Origin of the sequence: Micromonospora sp. WMMA2032, assembly GCF_002688545.1 — a bacterium.
GTDB lineage: Bacteria > Actinomycetota > Actinomycetes > Mycobacteriales > Micromonosporaceae > Micromonospora > Micromonospora sediminicola.
The window spans coordinates 6,218,280-6,234,002 of record NZ_CP024052.1; the positions used below are offsets into that span (position 1 = coordinate 6,218,280).

Sequence of the window (15,723 nt, forward strand, 5' to 3'; positions counted from 1 at the left end):
GCAGCGGGGGAGGACACATGCTCGACTGGCTCACCGGCACCGCGTTCACCGTCCTGGGCGCGGGCACCACCTGGGCCGAGCTGCTCGGCTTCGTCACCGGCGTGGTGAACGTCTGGCTGGTGACCCGCCAGCACATCGCGAACTGGCCGGTCGGCATCGCGAACGTGCTGCTGCTGATGGTGCTGTTCTGGACCGCCGGCCTGTACGCCGACGCCGGCCTCCAGCTCGTCTACGTGGCGCTCGGTGTCTACGGCTGGTGGCACTGGCTGGTCGGCGGCGAGCGGCGCAGCCGGTTGACGGTCGCCCGCACGCGGCGGCGGGAGTGGTGGGCGCTGGGCGCGGCCGGGGTGCTGCTCACCGCCGGCCTGTGGGCGCTGCTGGACCGGGCCACCGACTCCACCGTCCCGCTCGCCGACGCGGTCACCACGGCGCTGTCGCTGCTGGCCACCTACGGTCAGACCCGCAAGCTGGTGGAGAGCTGGTGGCTGTGGATCGCCGCCGACCTGATCTACATACCGCTCTACGCGTACAAGGGACTGTGGCTGACCGGCGGGCTGTACCTGATCTTCCTGGCGCTCTGCGTGGTGGGGTTGCGGGCCTGGCGGGCGGACCTGCGGCGGCGTGCGGCGGCCACGCCGGTGCCACCCGGCCCCGCGCCGGTGGCGGCATGAGCGGGCCTGCCGGCGACCGACGGCCGTTTCGGCACGGCCTGGTGGTCGGCAAGTTCTATCCGCCGCACGCCGGGCACCACGCGCTGGTCGAGGCGGCCGCCGCCCGCTGCGCCGCGGTGACCGTGGTGGTGGCGCCGTCGAGCCGGGAGTCGATCCCGCTGGAGCTGAGGTTGGCCTGGCTGCGCGAGAACCACGCCGACACCCCGTGGGTGCGCTTCGTCGGCCGGTACGACGACCACCCCGTCGACTACGCGGATCCGGCGGTCTGGGACCTGCACTGCGCGGTGTTCGCCGACGCGCTCGGCGGCGAGCCGGTGGACGCCGTCTTCTCCTCCGAGGCGTACGGCGAGGAACTGGCCCGCCGGTTCGACGCGGTCGCGGTCGCCGTGGACCCGGGGCGTCGGGCCGTACCGGTGTCCGGCACCGCGGTGCGCGCGGACCCGGCGGCGCACTGGCGATGGCTGAGCCCGCCGGTGCGGGCGTGGCTGGTCCGCCGGGTGGTGGTGGTCGGCGCCGAGTCCACCGGCACCACGACCATGGCGCGGGCGCTGGCCGCCCACTACCGGACCGCCTGGGTGCCGGAGTACGGCCGCGAGCTGACCGAGCGCAAGCTCGCCGCGCTGCGCCGGTCCCGCCCGGAGGCGACGGTCGTCGACGTGAGCTGGGACCGGGATGACTTCGTCGAGGTGGTCCGCGAGCAGCAGGCCGCCGAGGACGCGGCGGCCCGGCTCAGCGGTCCGCTGCTGTTCTGCGACACCGACGCCCGGGCCACCGCGATCTGGGAGGAGCGTTACCTCGGGTCGTCCTCGGCCCGGGTCCGGGCGGCCGCCCGTCGCCCGGCGCTGTACCTGCTCACCGACGACGCCGGAGTGCCGTTCGACGACGACGGCCTGCGCGACGGGGAGCACCTGCGGGCGTGGATGACCGGGCGGTTCCGGGCCGAGCTGGCCGGGTGCGGGGCGCCGGTGGTCGAGCTGCGTGGCGGGCACGAGGAGCGGCTGGCCACGGCGGTGACCGCGTGCGACGCGCTGCTCGCCGCCGGCTGGTCGTTCACCGATCCGGTGCTGCCCGCGCGCCCCTGACGGCTCCCGCTTCCCGGACTGCCTGCCCGGCTCGGCTTCGGCTGGCCCGGGTCCCGCTGGCCGGGGCCCGGCTGCCGCTCGTCTGCCTCCCGCCTGAACCGGCTCCCGGATCCGCGCGGAGCCCGCGACCGAGAGGCCCGCAAAGAGCGATATACCTCAGAGGCATATCTATGCCTCTGAGGTATATCGCTCTTGACTGATCGGGTCACCCCAGGGCGACACGCTGACGCCTGCTTCCGGCCGTTCACCTAGCCTCCTAGGACGCACTGCGCGACGTGACGTGAGTCAGGGCACGCGACAGGCCCGATCGGACGCCCGGAGATGCGGCACCTGGGGGTGATGGTGAACAATGGCGGCCGAGGAGGGGAGTATTCCCCCGCGACGGAGTCGTCAGCACGGAAGAGCGCCGGCACCCCCCGGTGGTTCGACCCGGCTCCGTCGGTCGGGACCACCAGGCCCCGGCGGAAGAGACCTCCGACAGTCACCAGAGTCAGCGTCGACGCACCCCGGCCCCACACCCGGCGTACGGTGTGCCCGACGCTGCGTGTCTGCCGGAGGATGGATTTGAACGTGTCCGCATTGGTGTGGGCGGTAACCCTGACCGCGATGATCGCGGTCCTGCTCGCCGACCTGTTCATCATCGGTCGCCGCCCGCACGAGCCCAGCGTCCGGGAGTCGAGCCTCTGGGTCGGCTTCTACGTGGCGCTGGCGCTGGTCTTCGGCGCGGTGCTCTGGGCGACCTCCGGGGCGAGTGTCGCCGGCCAGTTCTACACCGGCTGGCTCACCGAGTACAGCCTCTCGGTGGACAACCTCTTCGTCTTCGTGATCATCATGGCCCGCTTCGGGGTGCCCCGGCAGTACCAGCAGAAGGTGCTGCTCATCGGCATCCTGCTGGCGCTGGTGATGCGCGGTGGCTTCATCGCCGCGGGCGCCGCGTTGATCTCCCAGTTCTCCTGGGTGTTCTACATCTTCGGCGCCTTCCTCATCTACACGGCGATCAACCTGGCCCGGCAGGGCGAGCCGGACGAGGACGAGTTCAGCGAGAACCTGCTGATCCGGTGGAGCCGCAAGGCGTTGCCGCTGTCCCGGGACTTCGACGGGGCGCGGATGACCACCCGGGAGAACGGGCGGCGGCTGTTCACCCCGATGCTGATCGTGATGATCGCGATCGGCACCACCGACCTGATCTTCGCGCTCGACTCGATCCCGGCGATCTTCGGCATCACCCAGGAGCCCTACCTCGTCTTCACCGCCAACGTCTTCGCGCTGATGGGGCTGCGGCAGCTCTACTTCCTGCTCGGCGGGCTGCTCGACCGGCTCATCTACCTCAGCTACGGGCTGGCCGTGGTGCTCGGCTTCATCGGCGTCAAGCTGGTCCTGGAGGCGCTGGCCGACAACAACCTGCCGTTCATCAACGGCGGTGAGCACGTGGCCTGGGCGCCGCACATCCCGATCTGGCTGTCGCTGACCGTCATCCTCGGCACGCTGGCCGTCGCCACGGTGGCGAGCCTGGTCAAGTCGTCCCGCGACCGGCGGCGCGAGCTGGCCGAGGCGCGTAGCTGACCGGTGCGTACGTCAGGGGCGTCCCCGCCGGTCGGGGGCGTCCCTGATCCGTCCGCCCGGTCAGACCCGGTGGGCGCCGACGAGGGTGGCGACCCGGGCCTCCGGCAGTTCCTCCTCGACCACCCGGCGGGTGCGGTAGCAGGCGTGCAGCATCCGGCGTCGGCCGTCGTGCGGCTCGGCCGAGACGATGCCGACGTGGTGGATGCGCCGGCCGGGGCGGGCGAAGAAGTAGAGATCGCCCGGACGCTCGTCGTCCAACGCCAGCGGGGTGGTGGCCTCGGCCTGGTCGTCGGCGTCCCGGGGGAGGGTGGTCCCGTACCGCCGCCAGGCCAGGTGCACCAGGCCGGAGCAGTCGATGCCGTCGGTGGACAGGCCGCCCCAGACGTAGACGAGGTCCCGCAGCCGTTCGGCGACCGCGAGCACCTCCTTGGCCTCCGGCCGTTCGCCGGGCAGCGGCACCAGGTCGCCCTCCGGCGCCCAGAGCGGGTCGACCCCGCCGGGCGCGCGGACCGGCCGCCAGCCGTCCACCGGTCGCCCGGCCGAGGCGAGGTGGGTGCCGAGGACCACGCCGGGAAGCGCCGGTGGTCCGTCCGGGGCGGCGCGCAGCGCGGTGCGGACGACGTCGACCACCAGCGTGCCGGCGGTCGGCGCGGCGTCGACGGGCCCGACGAGGTGGGCGGTGCGCAGCCAACCCGGGTAGCCGCGGACGTCGAGCTTGGCGGCCGGCTGCCCGAGCGCGACCACCCGGGCCCAGCCGTCCGGCCGGACCTCGGTGACCAGCACCGGCTCGCCGAGCAGCAGCTGGGTCAGGACGCAGTCGCCGACCTGCTGCTCGGTGTCCATCGCGGCGATCCAGGCGGCGACGTCAGGTGGGTCGGCCAGGGCGGGGCGGTCGATCGCGCGGACCGCCTCGGGTGCGGTCCACAGGGTCGCCACCGCGACCCGTACGACGGCCTGGTGGCCCGGCTGAGGCGCCATGTGCACCCCTCCTCCCACGCTTCTCCGGGCGACCCTATGAAAAATTCCAACGACACTCAACCGCGGCTTTGAACCTTAGCTTCACTCACGTCGGTGATCCCGAGCCCCGGCGCGTCCGGCAGCAGCACGGTCGAGCCCTCGTACCGGAGCCCGCCGCCGACCGGCGACCAGGCGAGCCACCAGGCGGCGTCGAGGTCCGACACGGCCGTGGTGCCGTACGCGGCCACCAGGCTGGCGGCCGCGCCCACGCCGACCGGACCCTCCATCATCGAGCCGACGATCGTGCCCATGCCGTGCGCGGCGGCCAGGTCGAGCAGCGTGCGGGCCGGCTGGAGCCCGCCGCACTTGGCCAGCTTGACGTTGACCATGTCGGCCGCCCGGCGGCGGATCACCTCGACCAGGTCGCGTACGTCGAAGACCGACTCGTCGGCGAGGATCGGCAGGTCCACCCGGTCACTGACCCAGGCCAGCCCGTCCAGGTCGCGGCGGTGCACCGGCTGCTCGACCAGTTCGACGTCGAGCCCGGCGTCCTCGATGCCGCGGATCACCCGGACCGCCTCGCGGGGCGTCCAGCCCTGGTTGGCGTCCAGCCGGATCCGGACGTCCGGGCCGACGGCGGCGCGCACCGAACGGACCCGGTCCAGGTCGCCGAGAGCGTCGGTGCCGACCTTCAGCTTGAGCACGGTGAACCCCTCGGCCCGCCGCCGGCCGGCCGCCGTGGCCAGGTCGACCGCGTCGCCGGCGGCCAGCGTGACGTCCGTCGGGACGCGCAGCGCGGTGCCGCCGAGCAGCCGCACCAGGGGTACGCCGAGTCGCCGCGCGGCCAGGTCGTGCAGCGCCACGTCGACGGCCGCCTTCGCCGACTCGTTGCCCACCACGGCCCCGCGCACCTGCGCGCACCGGGCCTGGAGGTCGTCCGCGTCGCGACCGGTCAGCAGCGGCGCGAGCAGTTCGCGGACGCACGCCTCGGCCCCGGCGACCGACGCGCCGGTGACCTGCCACACCTGCGGGGCCTCGCCGAAACCCGAGCGACCGTCGCCGTCGATCACCTCGACGACCAGGGTTTCCACGGTGGTGGTGCGGCGCAGCGCGGTGACGAACGGGGTGTGTAAGGGGGCCGAGAGCCGGTGGGTGCGTACCGCGGCGATCGTCATGTGGGGCACCCTATAGGCAACTGGCAGCGAGCAGGGGAGGGCCGATGACCGGGCGGGACTGGGAGCTGGTGGGCGCGCCGAACGCCCGCGACCTGGGCGGGTTGCCGACGACGGACGGGCGGCGGGTCCGCGCCGGGCGGCTCCTGCGCACCGCGGCGCTGGGCCGGCTCACCGACGACGACCTGCCGGTGCTGGGCAAGCTCGGTGTGGCCTGCGTGGTGGACCTGCGCGACGCCGACGAGCAGGCGGTGGCCCCGCCGGACCGGCTGGTGGGCGAGCCCCGGCGGGTGCACCTGCCGGTCTACGACGCGGCGCACCCGGTGTTCACGTACGTCTCGGCCGTGCTCCAGGGCCACGACCTGAACGCGTACGCGGCGCTGGCCACCGAGGGCATGCCGGGGGCGATGACGGCGATCTACCGCTGGTTCGTCACCGGGGAGTCGGCCCGGGCCGGGTTCGGCGCCGCGGTGCGGCTGGCCGCGGACGGTGCGAACCTGCCGCTGCTGTTCCACTGCTCGGCCGGAAAGGACCGGACGGGCTGGCTGTCGGTGGTGCTGCTGACCGCGCTGGGGGTGCCGGAGCCGGCCATCCGGGCCGACTACCTGCGGCACAACGAGCTGACCGAGAGCCTGCGCGAGGTGCTGCTGACGGCCATGACGCGCCGTCGGCCGGACCTGGACCCGGCGGTGGCCCGGCCGCTGCTGGAGGTGCGCCCCGAGTATCTCGACGCCGCCTACGACGAGGTGCGCCGGGTGCACGGCACGTTCGAGGCGTACCTGCGTGACGGGCTGGGCGTGACCGACGAGGTCCGGGCGGGGTTGCGGGCGGGGCTGCTGGAGTAGGACCTCAGCCGGCCAGCTCGTGCCGGGCGTCCCACACCCGTGCGGAGACGTGCGCGATGAGCCGGCAGGCGTCGTCCTCGACCTGCTCGCCGTCCGCGCCGCCGTCGGCCAGGTCGGTGGTCGTGCACACCACGACGGTGTACGGCGGCGCGTCGTCCGGGAAGACCACGCCGGCGCCGTGGCGGACACCGCGTACCCAACCGTTCTTGTGTGCGATGCGGGTGCCGTCGGGCAGGCCGGCGGCCAGGTCCTCGCGGTGTTCCTGGGCGACGAGCACGTCGAGCATGGCGGCGCAGCCGGCCGGCGAGGCCAGCGGGCCGGGCCGGTTCGCGCCCAGCGCCAGCTCGCCGAGGAGGGCGGCCAGGTCGGCGGCGGTGACCAGGTTGTCGATGCCGGCGTCGCGGGCCGCGAAGTCCTCGATGCCGCGGCCGGTGACGCTGTGCCGCGCGCCGGCCAGCGCCCACGCCTGCGCGACGGCGGGCAGGCCGACCTGGCCGATGCAGATGTTGGTGGCCAGGTTGCTGGAACGAACGATCATGCGTTCGGCCAGCCAGCGCAGCGGGGCGGCGCCGCCGACGCGGTCCCAGACCGCCTCGTCGTTGTCGTAGTCGCGGGCGTTGGTGAAGCGGGGCGCGCCGGGCAGCGCGGAGTCGAAGGAGTTGCGCACCGGCAGCGGCGCGTCCAGGTCGAGCCGGCCGGCTTCGGCGGCGCGGTGCAGCGCCACCAGGACGGCGACCTTCATGGTGCTCGCCGCGTAGTGGGTGGCGTCGGCCCGCCGGGTCCAGGTGGGCCGCGCGCCGGGGCGGCCCACGTACGCGGAGACGGTGCCGGGCACCTTGTCCAGGTGCGCGTCGAGGTCCTCCCAGATCATGGAGTGACCGTAGCGGATCTTCGGCGCGCGCGGGGCAGCGGCACGGCCGGGTCCGGGGCTAGCGTGCGGACATGACGACCGCCCTGTACGACGACATCGCGGACTGGTACGAGGAGTACGCCACCGTCGGTTCCGCGGCCTACATGGACCGGGTCCGATCGGTGCTGGCGGAGCTGTTGGGCGCCGGCCCCGGGCGGTGCCTGGACCTGTGCTGCGGCACCGGTGCGCACGCGGCCGAGTTGCACCGGCTCGGCTGGTCGCCGGTGGGGGTGGACCTGTCGACCGGACAACTGCGGCACGCCCGCTCCCGGCTGCCGGTGGCCGGTGCCGACGCCACCGCCCTGCCGCTGGCCGACGGCGCCCTGCCGGCCGTGGTCTGCGTGCTGGCGCACACCGACATGCCGGACTATCCGGCCGCGATCGCGGAGGCGGCCCGGGTGCTGGCCCCGGGCGGCCGGCTGGTGCACATAGGGGTGCATCCCTGCTTCGTGGGCGCCTTCGCGGATCGGTCCGAGCCGGGGCGGATCGTGATCGACGGCGGCTACGCCACCCGGGAGCGCACGACCCGGTCCTGGAACGCGAGCGGGGTGCGGGCCCGGGTGGGCGCCTGGCACCTGCCCCTGGCCGACCTGCTCACCGCCGTCGCCGCCGCCGGCCTGGTGCTCGACGAGGTGGTCGAGTCCGGCTCCGGCCCGGTCCCCGACATCCTGGCCCTGCGCGCCACCAGACCCCGCTGACGGCCACCCGTCAGCGGTGCCCACCCGTCCCGCTGCCCGGCTCCCCGCTGTCTCCGCGATTGCCTCCCGCTCCGCCACGGCCTTTCCTGCCCCGTCCTTTCCTCCCCCGGCCACGGGGTTCGGCTCCGTCCTGCCAGCTCCCGCCCGTCGTGCCATTCACCCGTCCAGCAGTCGCAACGGCGCGGTGACCGGGGCCAGGAACCGGCCGCCCCCGGCGTTTCGCCGCGGAACGCGTCTCCGCCTCTCGCACCCCATCGCGGCCCCCTTCCGTTCAGCCCCGCCCCCCGCCTCACCGGTTCGTTCCCTCCCACAAGGCGACTCCGATACCACATATCGAGACACGCGGAGATCTTGGAAGGAAAGCGCCCCTATGGGGGCCATTTCGTACCAAGATCTCGCCCCCACCCCGTCGATCATGAGGTTGGCGGCAGAGTTGATCTCCGAAATCGCCGCCAACTTCATGATCGACGGGGTGACGGGTGACGGGTGACGGGTGACGGGTGACGGGTGACGGGTGACGGGTGACGGGTGACGGGGAAAGGGGGAGCCCGGTCCGCCGGGGTGGCGGGCCGGGCTCCGGGTGGGGCGTCGGGCTGGTGGGTCAGCCGGCGTGCTTGCGGCGGGCGGCCATCCGGCCCCGCTGCGTCTGGTCCAGGATCACCTTGCGGATGCGCACCGAGGTCGGGGTGACCTCGACGCACTCGTCCTCGCGGCAGAACTCCAGGGCCTGCTCCAACGACAGCTTGCGCGGCGGGATCAGCTTCTCGGTCTCGTCGGAGGTCGAGGCCCGCATGTTGGTGAGCTTCTTCTCCTTGGTGATGTTGACGTCCATGTCGTCGGAGCGGGAGTTCTCCCCGACGATCATGCCCTCGTACACCTCGGTGGTCGGCTCGACGAAGAGCTGGCCGCGCTCCTGCAGGTTGATCATGGCGAACGAGGTGACCGCGCCGGCGCGGTCGGCCACCAGCGAGCCGTTGTTGCGGGTGCGCAGCTCGCCGAACCACGGCTCGTAGGACTCGAAGACGTGGTGCAGGATGCCGGTGCCCCGGGTGTCGGTGAGGAACTCGGTGCGGAAGCCGATCAGGCCGCGCGCCGGCACCAGCCACTCCATCCGGATCCAGCCGGTGCCGTGGTTGACCAGCTGCTCCATCCGGCCCTTGCGGGTGGCGAGGAGCTGGGTGATCGCGCCCAGGTATTCCTCCGGCGCGTCGATGGTGAGCCGCTCGACCGGCTCGCAGGTCTTGCCGTCGATCTCCTTGGTGACGACCTGCGGCTTGCCGACGGTCAGCTCGTAGGACTCGCGGCGCATCTGCTCGACCAGGATGGCCAGCGCCAGCTCACCACGGCCCTGCACCTCCCAGGCGTCCGGCCGCTCGGTGGGCAGCACCCGCAGCGAGACGTTGCCGATCAGCTCCTTGTCGAGCCGGTCCTTGACCATCCGGGCGGTGACCTTGGAGCCCTTGACCCGGCCGACCAGCGGCGAGGTGTTGGTGCCGATGGTCATCGAGATGGCCGGCTCGTCGACGGTGATCAGCGGCAGCGGGATCGGGTTCTCGGCGTCGGCCAGCGTCTCCCCGATCATGATCTCGGGGATGCCGGCGACGGCGATGATGTCGCCCGGTCCGGCCGACTCGGCCGGCTTGCGCTCCAGGCCCTCGGTCATCAGCAGCTCGGAGATGCGGACCCGCTGGGTGCTGCCGTCGGTGCGGCACCAGGCCACGGTCTGGCCCTTGCTGATCGTGCCCTGGCGGACCCGGCACAGCGCGAGCCGGCCCAGGAACGGCGAGGCGTCGAGGTTGGTGACGTGCGCCTGGAGCGGCGCGTCCTCCTCGTACGCCGGCGCCGGGATGGTGTCCAGCAGGGTGCGGAACAGCGGCTCCAGGTTGCTGCTGTCGTCCGGCACGGCGCCGTCGGCCGGCTGGGTGAGCGAGGCGATGCCGTCGCGGGCGCAGGCGTAGACGATCGGGAAGTCGATCTGCTCCTCGTCGGCGTCCAGGTCGAGGAAGAGCTCATAGGTGTCGTCCACGACCTCCTTGATCCGGGCGTCGGGGCGGTCCACCTTGTTGATCACCAGGATGATCGGCAGCCGGGCGCGCAGCGCCTTGCGGAGCACGAACCGGGTCTGCGGCAGCGGGCCCTCGCTGGCGTCCACCAGCAGCACCACGCCGTCGACCATGGTCAGGCCGCGCTCGACCTCACCACCGAAGTCGGCGTGACCGGGGGTGTCGATGATGTTGATGGTGACCGGGTCGCCGTCCGCCGGCAGGTACCGCACGCCGGTGTTCTTGGCGAGGATGGTGATGCCCTTCTCCCGCTCGAGGTCCATCGAGTCCATGACCCGCTCGGTGTCCTCACCACGGGCGCCGTAGGCGCCGGCCTGCCGCAACATGGCGTCGACCAGGGTCGTCTTGCCGTGGTCGACGTGGGCGATGATGGCGACGTTGCGGAGGTCGGTGCGTAGCTGCATACCCTCCATACTCCTGTCTGCGGTTGCCGGGGCACGCCTCGGGGTCACCCCGAGATCGCCCGGATCTGTGGCGAAAGTGCTGTGCCGACCGTTCCAGCGACTGGCATGCTGGCTCCCGTGCGGGGTGCCGGATGCCTGACCTGCTGAACTGGCTGCAGGAGCTGCCGCCCCTGCTGATCTACCTGGCCGCCGCGACGATCGTGGCGGGTGAGACCGCGGTGATCTTCGGGCTGCTGGTGCCGGGCGAGGCGACCCTGCTGCTGGTCGGCTTCCTAGCGTACGCGGGGACGCTACGGCTCGTCCCCGCGCTGCTGGCCATGGTGGCCGCCGCCGTGATGGGAGACACACTCGCGTGGCGGGCCGGGCGGCGGTACGGGCCGCGACTGCGCGCCTCCGGGCTCGGCGCCCGGATCGGAGCGCACCGCTGGCGACGCGCCGACGAGTTGCTGGAGCGCCTGGGCGGGCGGGGCGTGTTCGCCGCCCGCTGGGTGGCGTTCGCCCGCACGTTGGCGCCCCGGCTGGCCGGTGCGGCCGGGCTGCCGTACCGGCGGTTCGCGCCGTGGAACCTGGCCGGGGTGGTGAGCTGGGTCGGCGCCTCGGTGCTGGCCGGCTACCTGGCCGGCGAGTCGTACGAGCGGGTGTCGCAGCTGCTGGGCCGGGCCACCGGGGCGGTGCTGGTGCTGCTGGTGTGCCTGCTCGGCGTGGTGCTGGCCGGCCGGTGGCTGGGACGTAACCCGGACCCGGTCCGGGCGTTGGCGGCCCGGGCCGGCGCGTTGCCGCCGCTGCGCTGGCTGCGGAACCGCTACGGGGTGCTGTTCTTCCTGGTCGGCATGCGCGTCGGCCCGGTCTGGACGCTGCTGATCAACCTGGTGCTGGGGCTGGCGCTGCTGTTCGGCGCCGGGTTGGCCGTGGCCGCCCTGCTGGAGGCGGTGGTCCGGCACAGCGGGCTGGGCGTGCTCGACGGGCTGGTCGCGGACTGGTTCGCCGCCCGGCGTACCCAGGGGGTGGTCGACGCCGCGCTGGGCGCGGTGTCGGTGCTGCGCGGCTGGGTCCTCATCACGGCGGTCGCCCTGGTGGCGGTGGTGGTGACCGGCCGGCGGCGGTCCTGGCGCGCGGACCCGCTGGGGGTGGTGGGGACGGTCGGCGCGGCCGTGCCGTTGGTGCTGCTGGTGGTGGTGGCGGACCTGACCGGTCCGGGCGGGCCGGACGACGTCCGGGACCTGTTCCCCACCCAGAACGCGGTGGTCACCGCGAGCTTCGGCACGCTGGCCTGGCTGCTGTCGCGGGGGGCCCGCTGGCCGGTCGGGGTGGCGGTGTGGACCGCCGCGTCGGCGGGCGTGGTCGCGGTCACCGGCGCCCGGCTCTACCTGGGCTGGAGCACGGCCAGCGGCACGGCGTCCGCGGTGCTGCTGGGCGCCGCGTGGACCACCGTGTTCGTGGTCGCCTGGGCGACCCGGGACCGCGCGGCGGACGGCGACGGCGGGCCGGCGCCCGGGGCCGCCGCCCCGGGCCGGCCGGTCGTGGGGGAGGGCCCGCCGCGGCCCCGGGAGCGGCGGCCGGCGTCGCGGGTACCCCGCAGGCCCGTCGATCCCTGCTAGGGTGCGCCGGACGGGGACCACGGGGAGGTTCGATGCGGCGAGGAGTCAGCCGGTGGGCTGCGGCTGCGGTGGCGGCGCTGGTGGCGGCCGGTCTGGTGACCGGCTGCGGCGGCGAGGAGCAGCCGGTCCGGGAGGTGGCCGCGGAGCTGCCCACGGTGGCCCCGGTCGAGGCGCCGGAGGAGGCGCCCGCCGACGCGCCGAGCGAGGAGCCGCCGGCGGTCGAGGCGATGGGCGGGCGGCCCAGCCCGTCGGCGTCGGCGAAGCCCCGGCCGAAGCCGTCCCGCACGTCCACCAAGCCGCTGGCGAAGCCGAAGCCGCCGACCGAGACCCAGGTGCCGCCGGCCCCGCCGAAGCCGGCGCCCGCCGGCTGCAAGCCCAGCCACCGGGGCACCAAGGCGACGCAGAGCCAGGTGAAGGCGGCGCTGGCCGACGCCGCGGCCCGCACCTACTGGCCCACGTCGGCGCCGGACATCCGCATCCCGTCGGTCCTGATGAAGGCCACCGCCTGGCAGGAGAGCGGCTGGCAGTCCACCATCGTCGCCTGTGACGGCGGCGTCGGGCTGATGCAGGTCATGCCGGCCACGGCGGAGTGGATGAACCAGCGTTTCGGCCAGTCCTACGACATCGACGACTACCGGGACAACGCCTACCTCGGCGGCACCTACCTGGCCTGGCTGACCAAGTACATCGGCGACATGTACTTCGAGTCCGACTACCGGCTGGACGCCTCGCTGTGCACCGCCGAGTTGAACTCGTGCCTGCTCAACGCCGTGATCGCGGCGTACAACTACGGCCACGGCGCGGTCGCCCGGGAGGGGCAGCCACTGGCCATCCCCAACCCGCAGTACGTCTACAACGTGCGCGAGCTGATGACCAGCTGCGAGTGCCTGGCGTTCTGAGGCCCGTCGGGTGTCCGGGGGCCGGCGTGACGCCGACCCCCGGACGTCGGGTCAGTCCCGCGCGGTGACCGGTTCGGCCGGCGCGCCGGGCGCCTCGGCCGGCGCGTCCGCTTCCCGGCTGATCCGACCGGGCCACCAGAACCGGTCGCCGAGCAGGAACGCCAGCGCCGGCACCAGCACGGTGCGGACCAGCAGCGTGTCCAGCAGCACGCCGATGCAGACGATGATCCCGATCTGGGTGAGCGTGATCAGCGGGAGCACGCCCAGCACCGCGAAGACCGCGGCGAGCAGCACACCGGCGCTGGTGATGACGCCGCCGGTGACGCGCAGCGCGGAGAGCATCCCGTCCCGGGTGCCGACCCGGCGGGCGTCCTCCCGGGCCCGGGTGACCAGGAAGATGTTGTAGTCCACGCCGAGGGCGACCAGGAACACGAACGCCAGCAGCAGCACGCCGGAGTCCAGCGCCGGGAAGTCCAGCACGTGGTCGAAGAGCAGCCAGGCCGCGCCGAGGCTGGCGAAGAACGACGCGATCACGGTCAGCACCAGCAGCAGCGGGGCCAGCAGGCCGCGCAGCAGCAGCACCAGCACGGCGCCGACCAGCAGCAGGATGATCGGCAGGATCAGCCGGAGATCGCGGGTGTTGGCCTCGTTCGAGTCGTACGTGGCCGCGACCGTGCCGCCGACCAGCGCGCCGTCGGGGGCTTCCGCGCCGGCCACGGTCGGCGGCGCCGAGTTCGGCACGGCGGCGACCGCGTCGCGCAGCGCCACGACCGCGCGGTCGGAGGCGGCGGTGCCCGGCTCGGCGGTGAGCACCACGTCGACCTGGGCGACCCGGTCCCCGGCCAGGCCCGGGCGGACCGACGCGACGCCGTCCACCGCGTCGGCGGCGGCGACGACCGCCGCGGCGGCCTGCGGGTTGGTGAGCACGGCCACCGGCTGGGTGCTGCCGGCGGGGAAGGCCCGGGCAAGGGTCTCCGCGCCGGCGACCGCCTCGGGCTTCTCGCGGAACTGCTCGGTCTCGGACAGGCCGGTGCGGATACCGAGGCCGCCGAGCGCGAGGCCGGCCAGGAGCAGGGTGGCCAGCACCGCGACCGGCAGCGGCCGGCGGACGACCAGCGCACCGAGGCGTCCCCAGAGCCGGCCCTCGCGGGCGGCGCCGCCGACCCGGGGGACGAACGGCCAGAACAGGCCACGGCCGAAGAGCACCAGCGCCGCGGGCAGCACGAACAGGGCGGAGAGCATGGCGAACACGACGCCGATGGCGCAGGCCACCGCGAGCGCCCGGTTCGTTTCCTGCTCCGACAGCAGCAACGTCAGCACTCCGAGCACGACGGTGCCGCCGCTGGCCAGGATCGGCTCGGCGGTGCGGCGCAGGGCGGAGCGCATGGCGGTGAAGCGGTTCTCGTCCCGGCGCAGCTCCTCGCGGTAGCGCGCGATGAGCAGCAGGGCGTAGTCGGTGGCGGCGCCGAAGACCAGCACGCTGGCGATGCCGGTGACCTGGCCGCTGGGCAGGTAGATGCCGAGCGCGGGCACGACGGTCTCCACCGTGCGCAGGGTGAGCTGCTCGGCGGCGGCCACGACCAGCAGGGGTACGAGCCACAGGAACGGGCTGCGGTAGGTGACCAGCAGCAGCAGCGCCACGACGGCGGCGGTGACCAGCAGCAGGGTGGTGTCGGCGCCCTGGAACACCTTGCTCAGGTCGGCGGTGAACGCCGGCCCGCCGGTGACCTCGACGGTCAGGTCGGCGGGCAGGTCTCCGACCGCGTCGCGCACCTTGACCACCTCGTCGACCACGGCCTGCTGATCGCCGGCGGTGGACAGCGGCACGACGACCAGCGCGACGGTGCCGTCGGGGGAGACCTGGGCGGGGGCGACCCGGCCGCCGGCCGCGAGCGCGCCGAGCTCCGCCGCCGCGCCGTCGAGCGCGCTGCGGTCGGCGGCACTGAGCGGGGCGCGGTCGTCGCGGCTGACCACCACCAGGGCGGGCTGGGTGTCGCGGGAGGGCAGCTGCTCCTGGAGCCGCTCGACCTGCGTCGACTGCCACTCGACGGACAGGCCGGTGGCGGAGACGGGTTGGGGATTGTCCGGCTTGGGTAGGCCGAAGACGACCGCGCCGACGACGAGTGCGGCGACCACGGTGAGCCAGGCGGCCAACCGGCCCCGGGCGACGCGGGTGAACAGTGACATCGGTGCCCTCACAGGTTTCTTTGCGGGGGTGATTCTTGCCGAGAGAGTATCTTGATGAGCGAGATTATCCGGGGAGGGCCTATGCTGCAACCGGACCGGAGCGGGCAGGGGGTGGCGGCGAGCGGTGGCGGGGCACGGCATGTACCGGCGGCGGGACGACCCGCGGGGGCGGATGGTCGCGGAGATCACCAACGACCTGCGTCGCTACTCGTTCGACGCGCAGCACGTCGGGCACGCGTTCGCCGGCCTGCACGGGCTCAACGCCACCGACCTGCAGGCTCTCATCGCGGTGATGGAGGCCGAGCTGGTCGGCGAGCCGATCACCCCGGGACGGCTCGGTGAGGTGCTCAATCTCTCCTCCGGGTCGGTGACCGCGCTGGTCGACCGGCTGGAGCGCGCGGGCCACATCCGGCGCGACCGGGACACCGTCGACCGCCGCAAGGTCCTGCTGCACTACGCCGACCGGGGCGCCACCCTGGCGCAGAGCTTCTTCGGGCCGCTCGGCCGCCGCACCGACGAGGTGATGGCCCGGTTCACCGACGACGAGCTGGCCGTGGTGCACCGGTTCATGGCCGAGATGATGCGGTCCATGCGGGCGCACCGCGACGAGGTGCGCGCCGCCCGCGGCGAGCCCCGCCGCGCCGCCGCCCCCGACCCCGCCGGCGACCGCTGAC

At 73.8% G+C, this 15,723-nt stretch carries 13 protein-coding genes; 8 read left to right on the top strand and 5 right to left on the bottom strand.

Annotated features, from left to right (window positions below; all coding sequences use genetic code 11):
• The first annotated feature begins 17 nt into the window (after positions 1-17).
• The 3 genes from pnuC (at position 18) to CO540_RS28915 (ending at position 3,316) form a co-directional block, all read left to right on the top strand.
• Entirely contained in the window at positions 18-671 is a 654-nt protein-coding gene (pnuC, locus tag CO540_RS28905) for a nicotinamide riboside transporter PnuC (RefSeq protein ID WP_099164364.1), read from the top strand.
• Entirely contained in the window at positions 668-1,753 is a 1,086-nt protein-coding gene (locus tag CO540_RS28910) for an AAA family ATPase (protein WP_099164365.1), read from the top strand. Before pnuC ends, CO540_RS28910 begins: the two co-directional genes overlap by 4 nt.
• 564 nt (positions 1,754-2,317) lie before the next feature.
• Entirely contained in the window at positions 2,318-3,316 is a 999-nt protein-coding gene (locus tag CO540_RS28915; RefSeq protein WP_099164366.1) for a TerC family protein, read from the top strand.
• Between the two features lie 60 nt (positions 3,317-3,376).
• Here CO540_RS28915 and CO540_RS28920 read toward each other — a convergent pair whose 3' ends face one another.
• Together CO540_RS28920 and CO540_RS28925 are read right to left on the bottom strand one after the other, a co-directional pair.
• A complete protein-coding gene (locus CO540_RS28920; protein WP_099164367.1) occupies positions 3,377-4,294 on the bottom strand; it encodes an NlpC/P60 family protein in 918 nt (305 codons plus the stop codon).
• 56 nt (positions 4,295-4,350) lie between these two features.
• Complete coding sequence (locus CO540_RS28925; RefSeq protein ID WP_099164368.1) at positions 4,351-5,448, bottom strand: mandelate racemase/muconate lactonizing enzyme family protein; 1,098 nt, start codon at positions 5,446-5,448, stop codon at positions 4,351-4,353.
• Positions 5,449-5,492: 44 nt separating this feature from the next.
• Here CO540_RS28925 and CO540_RS28930 point away from each other — a divergent pair, with 44 nt between their 5' ends.
• Positions 5,493-6,290 (top strand): tyrosine-protein phosphatase, encoded by a 798-nt coding sequence (locus CO540_RS28930; RefSeq protein WP_099164369.1) that lies wholly within the window; start codon positions 5,493-5,495, stop codon positions 6,288-6,290.
• A 4-nt stretch (positions 6,291-6,294) separates the two neighbouring features.
• Here the strand turns inward: CO540_RS28930 and CO540_RS28935 are convergent, their stop codons facing one another.
• Positions 6,295-7,161, bottom strand: coding sequence for a serine hydrolase (locus tag CO540_RS28935; RefSeq protein ID WP_099164370.1), 867 nt, complete (start codon positions 7,159-7,161; stop codon positions 6,295-6,297).
• Between the two features lie 71 nt (positions 7,162-7,232).
• On the opposite strand from CO540_RS28935, the gene CO540_RS28940 reads away from it, so the two are divergent.
• Complete coding sequence (locus tag CO540_RS28940) at positions 7,233-7,898, top strand: class I SAM-dependent methyltransferase (RefSeq protein ID WP_099164371.1); 666 nt, start codon at positions 7,233-7,235, stop codon at positions 7,896-7,898.
• A 601-nt stretch (positions 7,899-8,499) separates the two neighbouring features.
• On the opposite strand, the gene typA is transcribed toward CO540_RS28940, so the two are convergent.
• On the bottom strand, positions 8,500-10,365 hold the full coding sequence (gene typA / locus CO540_RS28945; RefSeq protein ID WP_091573382.1) for a translational GTPase TypA: 1,866 nt from the start codon (positions 10,363-10,365) through the stop codon (positions 8,500-8,502).
• 131 nt (positions 10,366-10,496) lie between these two features.
• On the opposite strand from typA, the gene CO540_RS28950 reads away from it, so the two are divergent.
• Positions 10,497-11,963 carry a DedA family protein gene (locus tag CO540_RS28950; RefSeq protein ID WP_099164372.1) on the top strand — a complete coding sequence of 489 codons (1,467 nt, stop codon included), beginning with the start codon at positions 10,497-10,499 and terminating at the stop codon, positions 11,961-11,963.
• A 32-nt stretch (positions 11,964-11,995) separates the two neighbouring features.
• Positions 11,996-12,862 (top strand): lytic transglycosylase domain-containing protein, encoded by an 867-nt coding sequence (locus CO540_RS28955; protein ID WP_091573384.1) that lies wholly within the window; start codon positions 11,996-11,998, stop codon positions 12,860-12,862.
• A gap of 51 nt (positions 12,863-12,913) precedes the next feature.
• Here CO540_RS28955 and CO540_RS28960 read toward each other — a convergent pair whose 3' ends face one another.
• Positions 12,914-15,049, bottom strand: a complete 2,136-nt coding sequence (locus CO540_RS28960) for an MMPL family transporter (RefSeq protein ID WP_099164373.1) — start codon at positions 15,047-15,049, stop codon at positions 12,914-12,916.
• Between the two features lie 139 nt (positions 15,050-15,188).
• Between CO540_RS28960 and CO540_RS28965 the strand changes: the two genes are divergently transcribed.
• On the top strand, positions 15,189-15,722 hold the full coding sequence (locus CO540_RS28965) for a MarR family winged helix-turn-helix transcriptional regulator (protein WP_099165008.1): 534 nt from the start codon (positions 15,189-15,191) through the stop codon (positions 15,720-15,722).
• Position 15,723 lies beyond the last annotated feature (1 nt).

What these genes read in the sequence shown, in the direction of transcription:
- CO540_RS28910 (WP_099164365.1), top strand. Translation starts at nt 668, where the DNA reads ATGAGCGGGCCTGCCGGCGACCGACGGCCGTTTCGGCACGGCCTGGTG.
- CO540_RS28965 (WP_099165008.1), top strand. Translation starts at nt 15,189, where the DNA reads ATGTACCGGCGGCGGGACGACCCGCGGGGGCGGATGGTCGCGGAGATC.
- CO540_RS28940 (WP_099164371.1), top strand. Translation starts at nt 7,233, where the DNA reads ATGACGACCGCCCTGTACGACGACATCGCGGACTGGTACGAGGAGTAC.
- pnuC (WP_099164364.1), top strand. Translation starts at nt 18, where the DNA reads ATGCTCGACTGGCTCACCGGCACCGCGTTCACCGTCCTGGGCGCGGGC.
- CO540_RS28925 (WP_099164368.1), bottom strand. Translation starts at nt 5,448, where the DNA reads ATGACGATCGCCGCGGTACGCACCCACCGGCTCTCGGCCCCCTTACAC.
- CO540_RS28920 (WP_099164367.1), bottom strand. Translation starts at nt 4,294, where the DNA reads ATGGCGCCTCAGCCGGGCCACCAGGCCGTCGTACGGGTCGCGGTGGCG.
- CO540_RS28935 (WP_099164370.1), bottom strand. Translation starts at nt 7,161, where the DNA reads ATGATCTGGGAGGACCTCGACGCGCACCTGGACAAGGTGCCCGGCACC.
- typA (WP_091573382.1), bottom strand. Translation starts at nt 10,365, where the DNA reads ATGCAGCTACGCACCGACCTCCGCAACGTCGCCATCATCGCCCACGTC.
- CO540_RS28930 (WP_099164369.1), top strand. Translation starts at nt 5,493, where the DNA reads ATGACCGGGCGGGACTGGGAGCTGGTGGGCGCGCCGAACGCCCGCGAC.
- CO540_RS28950 (WP_099164372.1), top strand. Translation starts at nt 10,497, where the DNA reads ATGCCTGACCTGCTGAACTGGCTGCAGGAGCTGCCGCCCCTGCTGATC.
- CO540_RS28960 (WP_099164373.1), bottom strand. Translation starts at nt 15,049, where the DNA reads ATGTCACTGTTCACCCGCGTCGCCCGGGGCCGGTTGGCCGCCTGGCTC.
- CO540_RS28955 (WP_091573384.1), top strand. Translation starts at nt 11,996, where the DNA reads ATGCGGCGAGGAGTCAGCCGGTGGGCTGCGGCTGCGGTGGCGGCGCTG.